At 38.6% G+C, this 17,518-nt stretch carries 15 protein-coding genes; 4 read left to right on the forward strand and 11 right to left on the reverse strand.

The window, feature by feature from the left end:
- Nucleotides 1-68 precede the first annotated feature (68 nt).
- On the reverse strand, nt 69-1,088 hold the full coding sequence (tsaD, locus tag PR834_RS06515; RefSeq protein ID WP_196725182.1) for a tRNA (adenosine(37)-N6)-threonylcarbamoyltransferase complex transferase subunit TsaD: 1,020 nt from the start codon (nt 1,086-1,088) through the stop codon (nt 69-71).
- A 330-nt stretch (nt 1,089-1,418) separates the two neighbouring features.
- Here tsaD and rpsU point away from each other — a divergent pair, with 330 nt between their 5' ends.
- From rpsU to rpoD, 3 genes are all read left to right on the forward strand, one after another.
- Nucleotides 1,419-1,634 carry a 30S ribosomal protein S21 gene (gene rpsU, locus PR834_RS06520; RefSeq protein WP_001144069.1) on the forward strand — a complete coding sequence of 72 codons (216 nt, stop codon included), beginning with the start codon at nt 1,419-1,421 and terminating at the stop codon, nt 1,632-1,634.
- 170 nt (nt 1,635-1,804) lie between these two features.
- Nucleotides 1,805-3,550 carry a DNA primase gene (gene dnaG, locus PR834_RS06525; protein ID WP_110591259.1) on the forward strand — a complete coding sequence of 582 codons (1,746 nt, stop codon included), beginning with the start codon at nt 1,805-1,807 and terminating at the stop codon, nt 3,548-3,550.
- Nucleotides 3,551-3,656: 106 nt separating this feature from the next.
- A complete protein-coding gene (rpoD, locus tag PR834_RS06530) occupies nt 3,657-5,591 on the forward strand; it encodes an RNA polymerase sigma factor RpoD (protein WP_071585863.1) in 1,935 nt (644 codons plus the stop codon).
- A 70-nt stretch (nt 5,592-5,661) separates the two neighbouring features.
- On the opposite strand, the gene PR834_RS06535 is transcribed toward rpoD, so the two are convergent.
- Both PR834_RS06535 and PR834_RS06540 read right to left on the reverse strand, forming a co-directional pair.
- Nucleotides 5,662-6,054 (reverse strand): hypothetical protein, encoded by a 393-nt coding sequence (locus PR834_RS06535; RefSeq protein ID WP_272536534.1) that lies wholly within the window; start codon nt 6,052-6,054, stop codon nt 5,662-5,664.
- On the reverse strand, nt 6,055-7,386 hold the full coding sequence (locus tag PR834_RS06540; protein ID WP_272536535.1) for an MFS transporter: 1,332 nt from the start codon (nt 7,384-7,386) through the stop codon (nt 6,055-6,057). It lies immediately after the preceding gene.
- Nucleotides 7,387-7,485: 99 nt separating this feature from the next.
- Between PR834_RS06540 and PR834_RS06545 the strand changes: the two genes are divergently transcribed.
- Nucleotides 7,486-8,385 carry a LysR family transcriptional regulator gene (locus tag PR834_RS06545; protein ID WP_004257812.1) on the forward strand — a complete coding sequence of 300 codons (900 nt, stop codon included), beginning with the start codon at nt 7,486-7,488 and terminating at the stop codon, nt 8,383-8,385.
- A 120-nt stretch (nt 8,386-8,505) separates the two neighbouring features.
- Here the strand turns inward: PR834_RS06545 and PR834_RS06550 are convergent, their stop codons facing one another.
- The 8 genes from PR834_RS06550 to PR834_RS06585 form a co-directional block, all read right to left on the reverse strand.
- A complete protein-coding gene (locus tag PR834_RS06550; RefSeq protein WP_036958008.1) occupies nt 8,506-8,805 on the reverse strand; it encodes an HdeA/HdeB family chaperone in 300 nt (99 codons plus the stop codon).
- Between the two features lie 233 nt (nt 8,806-9,038).
- Nucleotides 9,039-10,334 (reverse strand): MFS transporter, encoded by a 1,296-nt coding sequence (locus tag PR834_RS06555; RefSeq protein ID WP_112307502.1) that lies wholly within the window; start codon nt 10,332-10,334, stop codon nt 9,039-9,041.
- A gap of 93 nt (nt 10,335-10,427) precedes the next feature.
- Nucleotides 10,428-10,889 (reverse strand): RidA family protein, encoded by a 462-nt coding sequence (locus tag PR834_RS06560; RefSeq protein ID WP_094961087.1) that lies wholly within the window; start codon nt 10,887-10,889, stop codon nt 10,428-10,430.
- 9 nt (nt 10,890-10,898) lie between these two features.
- Nucleotides 10,899-12,059 carry a M20 family metallopeptidase gene (locus tag PR834_RS06565; protein WP_272525374.1) on the reverse strand — a complete coding sequence of 387 codons (1,161 nt, stop codon included), beginning with the start codon at nt 12,057-12,059 and terminating at the stop codon, nt 10,899-10,901.
- Between the two features lie 15 nt (nt 12,060-12,074).
- Nucleotides 12,075-13,142, reverse strand: a complete 1,068-nt coding sequence (locus PR834_RS06570; RefSeq protein WP_110591253.1) for an alanine racemase — start codon at nt 13,140-13,142, stop codon at nt 12,075-12,077.
- Nucleotides 13,143-13,153: 11 nt separating this feature from the next.
- Nucleotides 13,154-13,813: a helix-turn-helix transcriptional regulator gene (locus PR834_RS06575; protein ID WP_004257829.1), complete on the reverse strand. Its 660-nt coding sequence runs from the start codon at nt 13,811-13,813 to the stop codon at nt 13,154-13,156.
- A 284-nt stretch (nt 13,814-14,097) separates the two neighbouring features.
- Entirely contained in the window at nt 14,098-15,198 is a 1,101-nt protein-coding gene (locus PR834_RS06580) for an ABC transporter substrate-binding protein (protein WP_110591251.1), read from the reverse strand.
- A gap of 83 nt (nt 15,199-15,281) precedes the next feature.
- Nucleotides 15,282-17,483, reverse strand: coding sequence for a TonB-dependent siderophore receptor (locus PR834_RS06585; protein ID WP_164565464.1), 2,202 nt, complete (start codon nt 17,481-17,483; stop codon nt 15,282-15,284).
- Nucleotides 17,484-17,518: the final 35 nt, after the last annotated feature.

The raw sequence follows: 17,518 nt of genomic DNA on the forward strand, positions 1-17,518 counted from the left end.
TCTAATTGAATAGCAAAAGGGCTGTCATCCAGCCCTTTTTACAAAAAATATGAATTCATTAACAATGATTATTTTTCTAAGGGTGGTAATTCAGCCAAAGGCCAACGCGGGCGAACTGTTACACCAAGCCCTGTCGTTGTTCCACCTTTAAGACGAATAAGCCCCGCTAGCGCAATCATCGCACCGTTATCTGTACAAAACTCAGGGCGCGCATAAAAAACTTCACCACCGCGCTGTTTGAGAACGTCTTCCATTTTAGCTCTGAGAGCACGATTAGCACTAACGCCGCCGGCCATCACCAAGCGTTTAAAACCAGTTTGCTCCAATGCACGTTTGCATTTAATCGCAAGCGTATCTACCACCGCATCTTCAAAGGCTCTCGCAATATCTGCACGGGTTTGGTCGTCATCCGCATTTTCACGAATAGTATTGGCTGCAAAGGTTTTTAACCCTGAGAAGCTGAAATCCAGCCCTGGTCTGTCGGTCATTGGACGAGGAAAAACAAAACGACCTGCTGTGCCTTGCTCTGCCATTCGAGATAACACAGGGCCTCCAGGGTAGTCTAAGCCTAATAATTTAGCTGTCTTATCAAACGCTTCACCTGCCGCGTCATCGATGGACTCGCCAAGTAGCTCATACTCACCAATTCCCGTCACACTGATAAGCTGGGTATGCCCACCTGAAACCAGTAACGCAACAAAAGGGAATTCAGGGCTTTTCTCTTCTAACATCGGTGCCAATAAATGGCCTTCCATATGGTGAACGGCCACGGCAGGAACATTCCATGCAAAAGCTAATGAACGCCCAACAGTTGCACCAACCATTAAAGCCCCCACCAAACCAGGGCCCGCAGTGTAAGCTACAGCGTCGATGTCTTCACTGGTTAAATTGGCTTCTTTCAACGCTGCTTGAATTAACGGCACTGTTTTACGAATATGATCACGTGAAGCCAATTCAGGCACGACACCACCATAGTCTGCATGAACTTTAATTTGGCTGTATAATTGATTGGCTAATAAGCCACACTCATCATCATAGATTGCGATACCAGTTTCATCGCAAGAGGTTTCGATACCTAAAACACGCATTGCACTACCCTTGTTTATTGCATAACCGCAAGTCTATCACTATTTTCGTTCAATCGCGTAATTAATGTTGTCAAAAGGCTGACTTTCCTGACTGTATAGTCTATAATCAGTCCCCTGTAATAAAAAATTTCGTGTGGCTAATTCTCATTATTATCTGGTTTTGTTTGCTTTTTCATCAAATGAACTGCTAATCAGGTAATCTTGTGTGATTCAATTTTATACGGCACTTTACAAACCCGTACTCATTGAAGTAAAATTCCGCACCATTTTAAATGAAGGCTGGTGAATCAGTACCAGCAACAAACCGATTTCTATTGAGGTGAGAGGCACATGCCGGTAATTAAAGTACGTGAAAACGAGCCATTCGACGTTGCACTGCGTCGTTTCAAACGTTCCTGTGAAAAAGCAGGTGTTTTAGCTGAAGTTCGTCGTCGTGAATTCTATGAAAAACCAACGACTGAACGTAAACGCGCTAAAGCATCAGCTGTAAAGCGTCACGCTAAGAAACTGGCTCGCGAAAACGCACGCCGTACTCGTCTGTACTAATTGTTTGCGGTGAAAGCCGCATTCATTGCAGACGATAGCTAATACAAAACTTTAGTTTCTCTCGTAGTCACTCAGTTTTTGTAGTAGTAAATAGCTAAGCAGTTAAAGGCCGTGCTTTCCACAAGGAAGCGCGGCTTATTATCGTTCATCAACAGGCGAAAAAGAGGCTTATGGCTGGACGAATTCCGCGTTCATTTATCAATGACTTGTTAGCAAGAACCGACATCATTGATTTAGTCGATGCAAAAGTCCCGTTAAAAAAACAGGGTAAAAACCATCACGCTTGTTGTCCGTTCCATAATGAAAAAACGCCTTCTTTTACTGTAAATGGTGAAAGGCAATTTTATTACTGTTTTGGTTGTGGTGCGCATGGCAATGCCATCGATTTTTTGATGAATTATGACAAACTCGATTTTGTCGAAGCTATCGAAGAATTATCTGCACTACACGGCCTTGATGTCCCATATGAAAAAGGAACGGGTTCAAGCCAAATAGAACTTCATCAACGGCAAAATTTATATCAGTTGATGGAAAAAATTAATCAATTTTACTGTGCTGCCTTAAGTCATCCTTCTGCTAATAAAGCGAAAGATTATTTAAGCCAACGTGGTTTAAGCACTGAAATTATAGAGCATTTTTCGATTGGCTTCGCCCCTGCGGGCTGGGACAACTTGCTCAAAAAGTTTGCTGTAAACCCAGAAAGTCGCAAACAGCTTGATGATGCTGGCATGTTAGTGACAAATGATAATGGCCGAGTCTATGACCGCTTTAGAGAGCGTGTCATGTTCCCAATTCGGGATAGGCGCGGTCGTGTGATTGCCTTCGGTGGACGCGTATTAGGAGATGCACTCCCTAAATACTTAAACTCCCCTGAAACCGATATTTTCCATAAAGGTCGCCAGTTATTTGGCCTTTATGAAGCAACACAAAACAGTAATGAATTATCAAAATTACTGGTAGTTGAAGGCTATATGGACGTTGTTGCACTTGCTCAGTACGATATCCGCTATGCGGTTGCTTCACTGGGTACATCAACAACCTCAGAACATATTCAGTTACTTTATCGTTCAACAGATACGGTTATTTGTTGCTATGATGGTGACCGCGCTGGCCGAGAAGCGGCATGGCGAGCACTTGAAACAGCCCTACCTTATCTGACGGACGGCCGTCAATTGCGTTTTATGTTTTTACCAGACGGCGAAGACCCTGATTCATTAGTACGTAAAGAAGGCAAAGACGCTTTTGAGCAACGCATGAAGGATGCTCAAACCCTTTCTGCTTTTTTATTTGATTCACTTGTGCCACAGGTAGATTTAAAAACGCAAGAAGGGAAAGCAAAATTTAGTAAACTGGCTATCCCTTTGATTAAGCAAATACCTGGTGAAACGCTGCGCCTTTATATGGCACAAGAGCTAGGAAATTTTATTGGTATACCGGATATTTCTCAAGTTCTTGCTATGATTGATAGAGAGAGCACAGAACAAGTTAACTATCAGGCTCCCAAATTAAAACCAACCACAATGCGAATACTTATCGCGCTGTTGGTACAGAATCCGAACTTTTCGGAGCTTGTTCCCTCACTAGAGGGAATTGCCCATATTCAAATGCCGGGGCTTTCTCTATTTCAGGAATTGGTTGATGTCTGCCGTTCCACCCCCGGAATGTCAACTGGGCAGTTGCTAGAGCGTTATCGTGATAATAAATTTGCGAAACAGCTTGAAAAACTGGCAACGTGGAACGATATAGAAATAGAGGAGATAGCGGAAAATACTTTTATAGATGCCTTAAACCATCTATTTAATAGCGCACTCGACGAACGTTTCGACTATTTGATAGCAAAAGAACGAACTGAAGGGCTGACCCCAGAAGAGCGCGAAGAAGTCCGCTTAATCACTCTTTCCAGAGTGAAAACATAATCTAACCCAAAACAGAATTAATATTTTAAACGGCTTAAGTGCCGATAAACACAAGGCAAATGCCTGTAAAATGCTACGAAAATAAAGGGCGTAGCGAATAATAAATATTCCCTTTGTATGTTCTTGTTGGCCGAATGTTTCGCCGACCGACACCAATCTAAATACTCAGAAGTGTGGATACCGTCTTATGGAGCAAAACCCGCAGTCGCAGCTTAAGCTACTCGTAACCAAGGGTAAAGAGCAAGGTTACTTAACCTATGCTGAGGTCAACGACCATCTGCCGGAAGATATCGTCGATTCAGATCAAATCGAAGATATCATTCAGATGATTAATGACATGGGCATCCAGGTCATGGAAGAAGCACCTGATGCCGATGATTTAATTTTGGCTGAAAATACTTCCGATACTGATGAAGATGCAGCAGAAGCCGCTGCACAAGTGCTGTCCAGTGTTGAAAGTGAAATCGGCCGTACAACCGACCCTGTTCGCATGTATATGCGTGAAATGGGAACCGTCGAGCTTCTCACTCGAGAAGGCGAAATCGACATTGCAAAACGTATCGAGGATGGTATTAATCAGGTTCAGTGCTCTGTTGCTGAATATCCTGAGGCTATCACTTATCTTCTTGAGCAATATGACCGTGTTGAAGCAGGAGAAAGCCGTTTATCTGATTTAATTACTGGCTTTGTTGACCCTAACGCGGAAGAAGATCTTGCACCAACAGCGACTCACGTTGGCTCTGAATTACCACAAGAAGAGCTTGATAAAGACGATGACGAAGACGAAGAAGATGAAGACGGCGATGACAGCGATAGCGATGACGATAACAGCATCGATCCTGAATTAGCGCGTCAAAAATTCTCTGATCTTCGTGAGCAATATGAAAAAACGCGTCAACATATTAAACAATATGGCCGTAGTGATGCAAAAACGGCTGCCGCTATTGAGCAGCTTTCCGAAGTATTTAAAGAATTCCGTTTAGTTCCTAAGCAATTTGACTATCTGGTCAATAACATGCGTGAAATGATGGACAGAGTTCGCTTACAAGAGCGTACCATCATGAAACTATGTGTTGAGCAGTGCAAGATGCCGAAGAAAAACTTCATTACTTTATTCAGTGGTAATGAGACCAGTGAAACTTGGTTAACTGCTGCAAAAGCAATGAACAAGCCTTGGTCAGAAAAACTACTTGAAGTTGAAGAAGAAATTCTGCGTTGCCTACAAAGACTGCGTCAAATTGAAGAAGAAACGGGTCTGACTATCGAACAAGTTAAAGATATCAACCGTCGTATGTCTATCGGTGAAGCGAAAGCACGCCGTGCGAAGAAAGAGATGGTTGAAGCAAACTTACGTCTGGTAATTTCTATCGCTAAGAAATACACCAACCGTGGCTTGCAGTTCCTTGACCTGATTCAAGAAGGTAACATCGGTCTGATGAAAGCCGTTGATAAGTTTGAATATCGCCGTGGTTATAAGTTCTCAACTTATGCAACTTGGTGGATCCGTCAAGCTATCACGCGTTCAATTGCTGACCAAGCACGTACTATTCGTATCCCGGTTCACATGATTGAAACTATCAACAAACTGAACCGTATCTCTCGCCAAATGCTGCAAGAAATGGGCCGTGAGCCATCGCCAGAAGAACTGGCAGAACGCATGCTAATGCCGGAAGATAAAATTCGTAAAGTACTGAAGATTGCTAAAGAACCTATCTCTATGGAAACCCCTATCGGTGATGATGAAGATTCACATTTAGGTGATTTTATTGAAGATACCACTTTAGAACTGCCTTTAGACTCTGCAACGTCAGAAAGCTTACGCTCTGCAACTCACGAAGTGTTAGCAGGCTTAACCGCTCGTGAAGCAAAAGTGCTACGTATGCGTTTTGGTATCGACATGAATACTGACCACACCCTTGAGGAAGTTGGTAAACAGTTTGATGTTACCCGTGAGCGTATCCGTCAGATCGAAGCGAAAGCGTTACGTAAATTACGTCACCCAAGCCGCTCAGAAGTTCTGCGCAGCTTCCTTGACGAATAATTGATTTATTTATATCTAAAAACACCTGCTCCGGCAGGTGTTTTTTTATGGTCACTAAAACCATGGAAAGCTACTCTACCGGTGTTTCATGCAAATAAACCCAAACACACTTTTCGGGTTCGACCCTGATACATGCAGTCGAAATTCTTAACGACTCAATACCATTTATTTGCTGTTTTTCTTGATACTGAACCCAGCAATAGCCATTGTCTTCGCGCAATGGAATCAGATTAATACACTCTGTAGAAAATGATGTTCTAGCCCCTACATTCTGACTAAATAACTGAGTCACTGCATTTAATCCAATACAATGGCCTTGTGTGGTAACCATTTTGAAGTTGTCATCGAAGCTGGCTAATAACGGCGCCAAACTTTTATTACCACGACGCCCTGTAAAAATATCCTCAATAAGAATATGTAAATCCACCACGCTTTGCTGCGCTCTTTCCATTGTTTCACTCATTTATTTTTCCTTGATCACTGAAATTAATGAAAGTAACCCGAGTATTGATGCAATAAAAAACGTAAGTTGATAACGTAATAAATCACTCGAGAAAGTCATTAAGCTAAATATAGAAATAAATACGACTGCACCAACACTAAATGCGACTTGTCGATTAATATTCCATAACACGCTACCTTGAAGTAAATCTTTGTCTTTGAAATCCATCAACGAGCTAATTTGTGCAGTATTGGCGCTCAACCCTCCACCCATCCCCATCAATAAATAAGCAATTATCAATAAACTGAGCTGGCTGGAAGATGAGACCCAATAAAGCAGAAAAATACCAAGGCTATGTAATGTAATACCAATAATAAATAATCGTTTTTTTCCTATCTGTAAGTAAAGACGTCCACCAGTTAACATTGATATTACCGCCCCCAATGCATATAGCACCATAAATAGCCCGGTTTTTGCTGCACTGAACCCCATGTTCTCTTGTAGATTAAAAATATTGAGTAAATTAACTCCCGTAAAAATACCGGGAACAGCATAGTAAACAATAAAAGCATTACGCAGATTGCTATTTTTCAATAACTGAAAATTTAAAATAGGTTCTCGACATTTTTGGGCATATTTAAGGTAAACAATAAATACGAATACAGAAGTAAAAAAGCTCGCCAAAGCCAATAGCAAATTGTGATAATCATTATAAAAAGAGAATGATAATAATAGGCTTAACAAACTTAAACTCACCATTATTAGCCCCAAAATATCTGGCTTTTCTCTTATTTTTTTCCCATCATTTTTTATCCATATCCAAGCGAGTACTGCCGTTAGTAATGAGAAAGGTAAATTAGAATAAAAGACCCAATGCCAAGACAAAGAATCAATAATTAGGCCGCCAATTGCAGGTGAAAATGCGGGAGCAATTAACGCGACTGTCATAATCAATGTTGATATACGCTGGCGATCATTATTTGGAAATAATGCGAAAACTAACGCCTGACCTACCGGAATTAATAACCCTCCCGCAGCCCCTTGGATAAAGCGCCAAAAAATTAAGCTATATATTGAATCACTGCTTCCACTGAGCCAAGCTGCAATAGAAAAAAGTAGCATGGAATAACACAGTAATTTTTGGTTACCTAACCTACCTGCTAACCATAAGCTGATTGGCATCACCAGAACTAAACCTAAAATATAGGCATTGGCAACCCAAGCCACTTGAGATTGGCTTGCTGAAAATGATGCAGCAATGTCAGGTAATGCTATCGCTGACATAAAAATATTAATACAATCAATAAAGAAACCGAGTAAAAATACTGTGGCAATTTTGTATCGATAAGTCATGGACTTCCTCCGGTGGCAAAGAATAGGTTTAAGTACTTTCTTTGTCGATACAAGGGAGGTAACATGATTGTTTAATAAAAAAGAACAATCGTTATCATTATGCAAAGAAATCTTAAAAAGATTATCAGTTTTCTACAGGTTGTTGATTCGGGTTCATTCACTAAAGCCGCAGATATTTTAGGGCTAAGTCGCTCTATGGTTAGTGTCGATATCAAACAATTAGAAGCTCAGCTTAATGTAAGCTTGCTAACACGAAACACGCGAAATATTGCATTAACAGAGGTAGGAAAACATTTTTATGACGACTTTAAACGTATTCAAAATCAAATAGATGAAGCATTCGAAAAAAGCCAAAATTTAGGAACGAATATTGCTGGTTTGCTACGTTTTTCATCAACGAGTGAATTTGGCCAACGTTTTATTTTGCCGCTACTCCCTGAATTTTGCCGCCTTTATCCTAAGTTAAGGTTACAATATTCATTTAACTCATCATTAGATGACCTGATCACAGAAAAACTCGATTTATCTATTCGATTAGGTAATTTAAAAAATTCATCTCTTAAAATGAAAAAACTGGGTGAATATGAGATTTACTTAGTCTCCACCCCTGAATTTCTAAAAAAATACCCAATCAAACAACTCACTGATTTAGCAAATGTCCCATGGATTAACCATGCGCTATTAAACTGGCAAGATCCTCAATATTTTTTACAGAATTCAAAAAATGAAAAATATTACTTACCTTTAATTAAAAACCAATATGAGTCTAATTCTGCGGCCGTTATTCACCATATGGTGCTAGCCTCTTTAGGTATTGCTATCTGCCCTGCTTGGATGGTTGACGACGACTTGCAGCATGAGCGTTTAGTTCATGTGTTACCCGAATACCGTTTACCGAAACAAAATATTCAATTACTTTATCCAAATACTTTTGTTTTACCGGCTAAGACACGTGCATTTATCGATTTTTTAGTCGATAAATTAGCTGTAAATAAATAAAAATATAAAGATATATCGATTCAATGTTTCTAAAGTGTAGTTTCTAATCTACCATAGTATAAAAACTCATTTTTCTCATTGTTAATGGCTATTATGCCCTCCATGGCATAATAGTTAGCATTATTTCTTAGATGCTAAATAATCTTGCAGAGTGCCTTCCGGTTTTTTCTTACAAAACTCAACAATCTGAGGGACCTCAGCAACACTTTGCTCTGTTAGCGCAACATAATCTCCACCTTTAAATTGCGTTTCTTGGTTTGTTACCCATAACGCAACAGGTGCCCAGCTTTGAGGATCTAAATTAATAAATTGCTGGCAAGTCATATTCTCAGGTGTAACCGTATTTTTGTCTGCTGCCATTGAGTTAAATGAAATTGTAGATACAGCAAATAATACACTAGATATAATAACCTTTCTCATTTTAAACTCCTTTGGAAAATTAAAAACATATAATCATGTGGCTGGTTATTATTAGCATATTATTTATAAGAATTACATATTCCAATTTTGATGATTAAATTTATACTGAATTAAAGAATCGAATAACAAACAATAAAAACAATCAATTACAAATAATGACCTAATTAGAGCATCAATATAAGATTTGTTTTTTATAGAAAAGCCACTTATAAAAAGTGGCCATAAATATTTAACTATACTACTTTTACTTCCATCTCTGCAGGGTCTTTAATTGGTTCATTAACAAAGAAGAAATAAACCAATGATGCAAGGAATGCGACCGTTGCACAAACAACAAGGGCTAAGGTAAATGAATGTGTTTGGTCAATAATAATACCGGTAATAATCGGAGCAAATGACCCTCCAATAAAACCACCGAAATTTTGAATACCACTCACTGAGGTAATTAAACGAGAAGGCACTGAAACTAAAATCAATCCCCAAGCAGAAGTCCCTGCAAAGTGAATAGAAAACAAGGCCATACTAATACAAGCAACAGCTGAAAATGTGCTGTCAGTATAAGCAGCAGGTAGTGTAAATATGGCAGCAAATAATAAGCCTAAGCAAATCATCCATTTACGGCTTTTCATTTTGTCAGCACCACGTTTCACCACATAGTCTGCAACAACACCATTTACGAGCATTCCAAGCGCACCAAATAAAAAGGGTATTGCGGCAACCCAGCCAGTTTTTTCTAGACTTAAACCTCTGGAGTTTTCAAGATAAGCGGGCAACCATGTTAGATATAGCCAAACCATATAACCCACACCATTAAACCCAATAATCATTCCCCATAAAGAACGTTGTTTAAATAATGATGCCCATTCTTTGAAAGAAACTTTATTCGTTGAAGATGGTGGAGCTCCGTCATTTAAATAGTTTAATTCATCATCTGTTAATTCTAATTGTTCACGATTACGATAGAAAATAAACCAAAGTATAGACAGAATAATCCCACTAATACCGATAATAATAAACATTGTACGCCAGCCAAAAGCTAACATTAATGCAATGAGCAAAGGTGGAGCCAGCGCTTGAGCTAACGTAGAGGACATATTAACAATCCCCATAGGTAACCCTCGTTCACGAATATTATACCAATCATTAACGACTTTAACGCCTGTAGGTAAATGAGGTGCTTCACCAATACCTAAAATAACTCGCGCAATAATTAAATGGGTAAATGAAGATAATAGCCCTGTAACCGTTTGTGCTAATGACCATAAGAACAAACCAAAGCCATAAATCTTTTTAACTCCAAAGCGCTCCATTACCATACCTATAGGTAATTGGCATAACGCATAGCCAAATGAAAATACTGATAACAGTAATCCCATTTGGGTTGCACTAAATCCTAATTCTTTACTTATTGTAGAGTTAGCAATAGAGAGTGATGCTCTATCTAAAAAGTTAATGATACCTGCTATCAACAAAAATGTAAGCGCAATAAGCTGCCAGCGCTTTAGTCTTTTACTCGCATGTAGTGACATAATTAAGTACCTTTAAGACGTAACAGGACCCTGCGGAATAATATTTACTCCGCAGATTTATTTTATTAATAATCTTTAGTTGTTATCTATTATTTACGACTTTAGCTTTAATATTAATTCTATTTCCACTGGCGTATCAAAAGGCAATGTATTCGTACCTATTGCTGAACGTGCATGCTTACCTTTATCACCGAGTATTTCAATTAAAAAATCTGAAGCTCCATTCATGACTTGTGGCTGATTTTTAAAATCATCAGTGCTTTGTACAAAGCCCAATAATTTTATACATTCATCAATTTTATCTAAATCTCCTAAATAGGCTTTTAACGAGGAAAATATATTAACAATACACTGTTTTGCTGCTTCTTGGCCTTGCTCGACTGTTAATTCTTTACCTAACGTACCACTATAAATTAATACGCCATCTTTTTGACAATCATGGCCTGATGTATAAAGTAAATCACCATACTGCTTAATAGATACATATGAAAACTTTGGTGCCTCTGGTGTGGCAAGTTTAATTCCTTTTTCTTCTAATTTCTTCTCAATATTCATTCAATTTTCCTATTTATTCAGCAATGTATTTGCCATGTCATAATAAATTTCAGCCGCAAGATATAACTCTTTTATTTCAACAAACTCATCTTTAACATGAGCTTGAGCTAGTCCCCCAGGCCCCATAATAAGTGTAGGAATCTGGCTGGTAACCGAGAAAAAAGGCGCCTCACATGTCGCTTCAAATATTTCAGGTAGCGCTGTTTTTTCTGTGAAACGGCTCACTGTATCTAATGCAACTTTAGTTAATTCGTGATCCGCTGGGATATCTGAAGCGGGAATAAATAAGTAATTATCTAAGTGATAATCTATCTCTTCACCTTTGTTATATTGCGCGATAGCTTGATGTAAGCTCGCTTCTATTTCTTGTTTTTCTTCCCCTGGAACGAGTCTTCTATCTATTTCAATATCACAATGCTGAGGAACAATATTCGGAGCTGTACCACCATTAATAGTGGTTATAATCATTGAAGCACTACCTAATAGTGGATGACTAATTTCCTCAACAGAAGCGCGATGTTGTTCTATAGCAGGTAGTATTTTAGACATCTTAGAAATTGCACTATCAGGATAACGAGTTTTTGCTGCATGGCCTGCAGTGCCTTTAGTACTTAAATTATAGCGGCTAACGCCTTTATGTGCGATGCATACACCAAGAGAAGTTGGCTCACCAATAATGGCATAATCTGCAGAAATTCCATCTTTAATATAATGCAGCATGCCAAGATTAATTCTCTCCTCATCCACATTAAATACTAAAGTTAAATTACCTGAAAATGTATCTTGATTACGTTTTAATAATGTTGCCGTATACATCATTGCAGCAACACCAGATTTCATATCTGCAGCCCCTCTCCCAAAAACCTTTCCATCTTTAATCACAGGGTCGAATGGCTCGGTACTCCAACCACAACCACAAGGCACAACATCTATATGACCGTTAAATAATAAATGTTTACCTTTTCCTGAACCTTTTAAATGTGCAATAACATTTGGACGACCAGGAGCTACCTCTTGCATTTCAACATCAATATTTTCTTGTTTAAAATAGTGATATATAAATTCAGCAACTTGTTGTTCTTCCCCTGGCGGGTTTTCGGATTTATGCCGAATTAAGGCACAAAGAAGCTCTAGCAACTCATGTTGTTGCTGTTCATTTAATTTATACATTTTATTCTCCGATATTTAATATCGTGCGTCTGGTGTAATAATATGGTCTATTTCATTATTATTTAATGCATATATTTTGTTTGTTAAATTAGGAATGACACAACTGTGATTCGGTATAATATTTAATACATCACCAATATTTAATTTAATTTGTTTTGGGTCATAGCGAAGATAGCCATGTTCTTCATTTAATTTAACTAGTTTTATAGTTGGGTCTTCCACTATATAACCAAAGCCTGGTTCTGCAGATTGGTCAGAAGTTAATGTTTTTGTCCCTGCATCTACTGTTGCATACCCCTCAATAGGAATACTCACAACAGTTGTTCTTATTGTTAAAGCGCAATCTTCAGGCGTATAAATACCACCATAGATAGCATTCATATCTCCAAAAATAAAGTTCCCAGCCCGTGACTCTGTAATCCCTTTTAATTCATCAGCATAGAATGAAGATAGTGTTGACCCGCCAGATGTCCGAGGCGCTGTAATACCCAATTTTTCTAACCGTTCTTGGCAAGATAATAAAAGATCTGCTTCTGCTTTTGCCGCTTTACGTATTTCAGGCTCGGTTCGGTATTGGTATATTGTTCCTGCATAAGTAAATACACCAATAATTTTCAAATTAGGTAATTTTTGTATTGCCAGTGCAAATGGCTCTAAGTCATCTAATTGAATACCTTCCCGGTGAGCACCATAATCAACAGCAATATAGACCTCAATAATTTGGTTTTCTTGCTTTGCTGCTGCTGATAATTGTTCAGCACCTTGTAGGCTATCAATAATCGTTCTTAATTTTATTTTTTTAGCTAACTCAATAAATTGCTGACATTTTTGTTCACCAATCATTGGGTAAGCAAGCAGAATATGATCAATTCCGCCTTTCGCCATAACCGTCGCTTCTTGCAATGTGGCACATGTAATTCCTTTTGCACCACAGGCGATCTCAAATTTCGCTAATTCTACTGATTTATGTGTTTTTATATGCGGCCAGTGTTCAATACCTTGCTGTGTTAGCTTGCCTGTCATGCCTCTGACATTTTTTTCAAGTTGCTGTAAGTCTAAAGCAACGTAAGGCGTTATTGGCATAAAAACCTCTCTTATTCTTCATTATTGTCTTCCCCTTTTAATTCCGCTAAATAGGTATAAAGGGTATATTTGGAAATATTTAAAAACTCACAGATTTTCTCACCTGCTTTTTTGATTAAGAAAGCACCTCTATCATCAAAGAATTTAATTGCATCCATTTTTTCTTTTTTACCCATATTGATGACAGGGACTTTGATAACCTGCATGCATTCTTGAATAAGGTGATCTAAAATTTCATTAACGTCCGTGACAAAAACTTCCTTAACCGTATCTTGCTCAATACTATTACGTTGTGTAATGCCTTGAATGGCTTTTTCTGCGGCAATAAATTCTGAGATATCTTGATTAATACAAAGCGCCCCAGAAACTTTGCCAGTTTCATCACGTAAATAAATTGAAGTTGAACGCAACATTTTCCCATCTTTGGTTTGGGTAAAATAATTGTATTTGTCGCCATCAACATCTGTCCCACGCAGTACCTCAAGCCCTAAATTACTGCTTGGGTCTCCCACCTTTCGTTTCGTAACATGGCCATTAATAATTGCAACAATACTACTTTCTAACCCTTTGCTATGGTCATGTAATACCACTTCACAATTGTCGCCAAATTGGCCCGCAATTCCTTTCATAACTGCCAATAACATTTCAAAGTTGTCTTGAATAATTTTCATTTTCTACCAAACTTATTTTAAGCCTAACTAAATATTAGTTAGATAATAATGGAGACTCAATCAAGATTTGAGCAATTTGTGATCTATCTCTTGATTCTAGCTAACAAATTTTTAGTTGCCATGACTAACATAGCAATACTCTCAGTTTATAAAAAAACTGGGAGATATGATAGAACAAGGGGTTTCAGAGAGTTTATTGATAAATGGGAAGCTATGCAGAGACAAATTAGCAACCTAACTTTTTGTTAGTTTCTATTACCAACAAAAAGTTAGCAGCCCTATTTTTATAAACTCACCCAAAACACGCCAGTTTCTCGGATCTCTGTAAATTGATTTTGGAATTCGACTAAGTTTTGTTCTGGATTTAATGCGCTAAATCGTTCTGGATGCATAAATTTAGCCATAGCTTCAATGGCAAATATATTCATCGGATTGTTGTAAAAATTATGGTAAATCGCCATAACGCGCTTTTCTTTAACTGCCGTTAATGAAGAGATCCCTTGTCTATCCATTAATACTGATAACTGCTTCTGCACGTTAGCTTTATTTGCATTATATCCTAAGCTTACTGCGAGCGAACGACGATTAAAGTTGTGCCAATCGGCGCCTGTCAGTAAATAATATTCTGGGTTTAATGTAATAATATTCTCAATGGAACTTTCAGCCCCTTTTGCAGGAAAGCTATCTGCAACTAGATTATTTCCACCTGCCAGAGCCGCTAAAGAACCGTAACCTGAACGACCATAAAGTTGACAACAATTATCGCTAAATAACCCTGCATTCGCTTCAATCAAAACAGTTGGAAATGGCTGAGCTAATTGGCTTTCAATCGCATCTAATTTTTCTTGATACAGTTTCGCAAACTGTTCAGCTCTTTCTTGTGTTCCTAATAATTTCCCTAATAATAAAATACTTTTCGGCGTGTTTTTCGCGATATCCATTCGAAAATCAATAAAAATAACTTGAATACCGGCGGCTTCAAGTTGCGGTAAAATTTGGCTATCACGCATCGCACCATAATTAGCCTTATGCATAATTACCACATCAGGCATTAATTCGATCAATTTTTCAACTTGAAGACCCGCTTCACGAGTTTTCTTTAAGGTTGGAATTTTGTCTAATTCAGGCAACACACTGAAATAAGCTTGTTTTAAATCTGGCGCGTACTGCGTAAGCGAATCACTCCAACCCGCAATACGAGATATCCCACTTTTACCCGCAGCAATATCCACTGGCAAAATATCACGACTATCCACCAAAAATAATTTTTCAACGGGAAGATTAACTGTGACTTCACGACCTTGTAAGTCGGTAATCACCGTTGGCGTTTTTGCCTGCCCCCAAAAGCTTAGTAAGCACAATAATCCTGAGAGAAATAATTTCATGGAAAATCTTTTACCTTAAATTTAAATAGGTTGGTATGAATAAAGCCACTGTACAGTGGCTTATCATTAGTTAAAATATCAAATTAGAAAGTCACACTGTAATTAAGGGCAAAAGTTCGGCCACGGCCTTTATAATCGTACAGGTTTGCAGCGCCATATTTAGGGCTATATAAGCTTTGTGCCCGCTGTCCCCAAATTGTGGAGTAATTTTTATCCAGCAGGTTTTCGACAGCAAAGCTAACTTTACCCACTGGTAGCATATAACTTCCTAATAAATCAACGGTATTATAACCATCGAGTTTCTTACCAGCCGCATCCGTTAAATTGAACGTTTGCTGGCTTTGTAAGCGTAGCGCCCAGTCATTCGGCTCCCAACCAATATAGGCATTCACTTTTGATGGGCTCGCGAAATCAACGCTCCATTTTTCCCAACTACCATCCACTTTAGTTTCTGATTTTTGTAGATTGAAGTTACTTCCAACACTCCAATCTGAGTCAGCAAAGAAGTAATCCACCGCACCTTCTACCCCATAGATACGGCGTTTATCGGTTTTCATATAGATGGTCATGTCATCTTTATTAATGCCATAGCTTCTATCAGACAAAGAATAATAGGTAGCAACTTGTGTGCGTAAGTTTTCCCCTGTGTAACGCCATCCTAACTCGAAAGAGTTAACCTTAATTCCTTTTACCTTGGTATCATTAATGTTAACACTTTTATTGAGATGATAGTGGCCATTGGCATCTGGGGTCTTCGCATAATCACCTGTTCCGTAATACTTAGCAATATCAGGAATTTCAAAGCCTTGAGAGAAATTAAACCATGTTTGTTGCTCTTCGGTTAAGTTAACCAGCAGCCCTGCGTTAAACAGTAAGTTGTTGTAATCCGTTTTCCCACCCGGTACTGCATCGGCTGATTTACCTTTGCCGTTAGCAATCGCTTCTTGCTGTGCATAACCAATAAAATCATCGACTTTATTTTCTGTGTACTGATAACGTACACCACCGCTTAACGTGAACATTGGCGTAATGTCATAACTACTTTGTAAAAATGTCGCCATATTCGTCGTGGTATAGCTTGGATAGCGGCCAATTTGGAAAGCTTTAGTTAAGTCCATTCCCCCGGATTCTTTCGCTTTATCTAAATCAAAAAACATTTGGTTCGCACGAAATTGCTCATGCTCTGCATCCACACCATAAGTTAACGTTAATTCATCGATAGGTTGGCTATTGAACGTCAGCTTAGTTCCATAAAAATTGGTTTTTTGATCCGATGAGCTGATACTTGTAACATCTTTGCCTGTAAGGGTTGGGAAAGGATAAAACTTTTGTGATTCATCACGATAATAAACTTGTGCAACAAAATCCTGCCCAAATACATCTGCATTTGAATATTGTAAATTGAGCAAATTACGCTCAGTTCCCGGCAAACGGTCAGAACTTAATTTACTGCTGTTATAAGCTTCACCTTGTCCTTTAACTGCGGAAAAATCTTTTCCTAAATAGAGGCCGTGTTTACCATCAGACTCACTTTTATAATGCTGATAAACAGCTTGAACCTGTTGTTTTTCATCGATTTTGATAGTACCTGACGCCATCACATCCAAACGATCAGAAAATTGCAGCCCTGTTTGGGTATTATCAATATTAATCGCATTACCTTTGCCATCATACCAACCGCCATAGCGTTGATAAGCAACAGAAACACGTCCGTGAGCGTTCTCATTACCACCACTTACTGCTGCAGCAATATTTTCATCGTGATCTTTACCACTGTTAAAGCCTGTTTTTCCACCTAATTGCAGGGAAACTTGTTTTTCTTCTTGGCCTTTTTTCGTCACAATATTAATCAAGCCACCACTGCTACCACCACCGTACATCGCCGTTGCGCCTGAAATAACTTCGATATGATTAATATTAAAAGGATCGATAGAATCTAATTGGCGGCTATCACTACGAGAAGAGTTAAGGCGTACTCCATCCACCATCACAATCATTGAACGGCCACGCATATTCATGCCATAGTTTGTCCGCCCTTGGCCACTGACACTCATTCCTGGAATAAGCTGCGCTAAAATATCTTTTAATTCTTTTCCACCTTCAGCTTGCTGCTCAATTTCAGCATTATCAATCACCCATGTGGTTTGTGCCATTTCTGAAACGGTTTTATAACCACGTGTAGCAGATACGGTTATGGACTCTTCTTTTTTATCGGCACCAAATACGGAGGGGGAAATAAAAGGGAGAAAGCAAGGAGAGATAATAAAAAAATGCTTTATTTTCATTAAATTAAACCTTTACATTATTAGAATTGCTGTTA

This window comes from Providencia sp. PROV182, assembly GCF_028480325.1.
Classification (GTDB): domain Bacteria; phylum Pseudomonadota; class Gammaproteobacteria; order Enterobacterales; family Enterobacteriaceae; genus Providencia; species Providencia hangzhouensis.

What these genes read in the sequence shown, in the direction of transcription:
- PR834_RS06560 (WP_094961087.1), bottom strand. Translation starts at nt 10,889, where the DNA reads ATGAATATTGAGAAGAAATTAGAAGAAAAAGGAATTAAACTTGCCACA.
- tsaD (WP_196725182.1), bottom strand. Translation starts at nt 1,088, where the DNA reads ATGCGTGTTTTAGGTATCGAAACCTCTTGCGATGAAACTGGTATCGCA.
- PR834_RS06585 (WP_164565464.1), bottom strand. Translation starts at nt 17,483, where the DNA reads ATGAAAATAAAGCATTTTTTTATTATCTCTCCTTGCTTTCTCCCTTTT.
- PR834_RS06535 (WP_272536534.1), bottom strand. Translation starts at nt 6,054, where the DNA reads ATGAGTGAAACAATGGAAAGAGCGCAGCAAAGCGTGGTGGATTTACAT.
- dnaG (WP_110591259.1), top strand. Translation starts at nt 1,805, where the DNA reads ATGGCTGGACGAATTCCGCGTTCATTTATCAATGACTTGTTAGCAAGA.
- PR834_RS06550 (WP_036958008.1), bottom strand. Translation starts at nt 8,805, where the DNA reads ATGAGAAAGGTTATTATATCTAGTGTATTATTTGCTGTATCTACAATT.
- PR834_RS06545 (WP_004257812.1), top strand. Translation starts at nt 7,486, where the DNA reads ATGCAAAGAAATCTTAAAAAGATTATCAGTTTTCTACAGGTTGTTGAT.
- PR834_RS06555 (WP_112307502.1), bottom strand. Translation starts at nt 10,334, where the DNA reads ATGTCACTACATGCGAGTAAAAGACTAAAGCGCTGGCAGCTTATTGCG.
- PR834_RS06570 (WP_110591253.1), bottom strand. Translation starts at nt 13,142, where the DNA reads ATGCCAATAACGCCTTACGTTGCTTTAGACTTACAGCAACTTGAAAAA.
- PR834_RS06565 (WP_272525374.1), bottom strand. Translation starts at nt 12,059, where the DNA reads ATGTATAAATTAAATGAACAGCAACAACATGAGTTGCTAGAGCTTCTT.
- PR834_RS06540 (WP_272536535.1), bottom strand. Translation starts at nt 7,386, where the DNA reads ATGACTTATCGATACAAAATTGCCACAGTATTTTTACTCGGTTTCTTT.
- PR834_RS06580 (WP_110591251.1), bottom strand. Translation starts at nt 15,198, where the DNA reads ATGAAATTATTTCTCTCAGGATTATTGTGCTTACTAAGCTTTTGGGGG.
- PR834_RS06575 (WP_004257829.1), bottom strand. Translation starts at nt 13,813, where the DNA reads ATGAAAATTATTCAAGACAACTTTGAAATGTTATTGGCAGTTATGAAA.
- rpsU (WP_001144069.1), top strand. Translation starts at nt 1,419, where the DNA reads ATGCCGGTAATTAAAGTACGTGAAAACGAGCCATTCGACGTTGCACTG.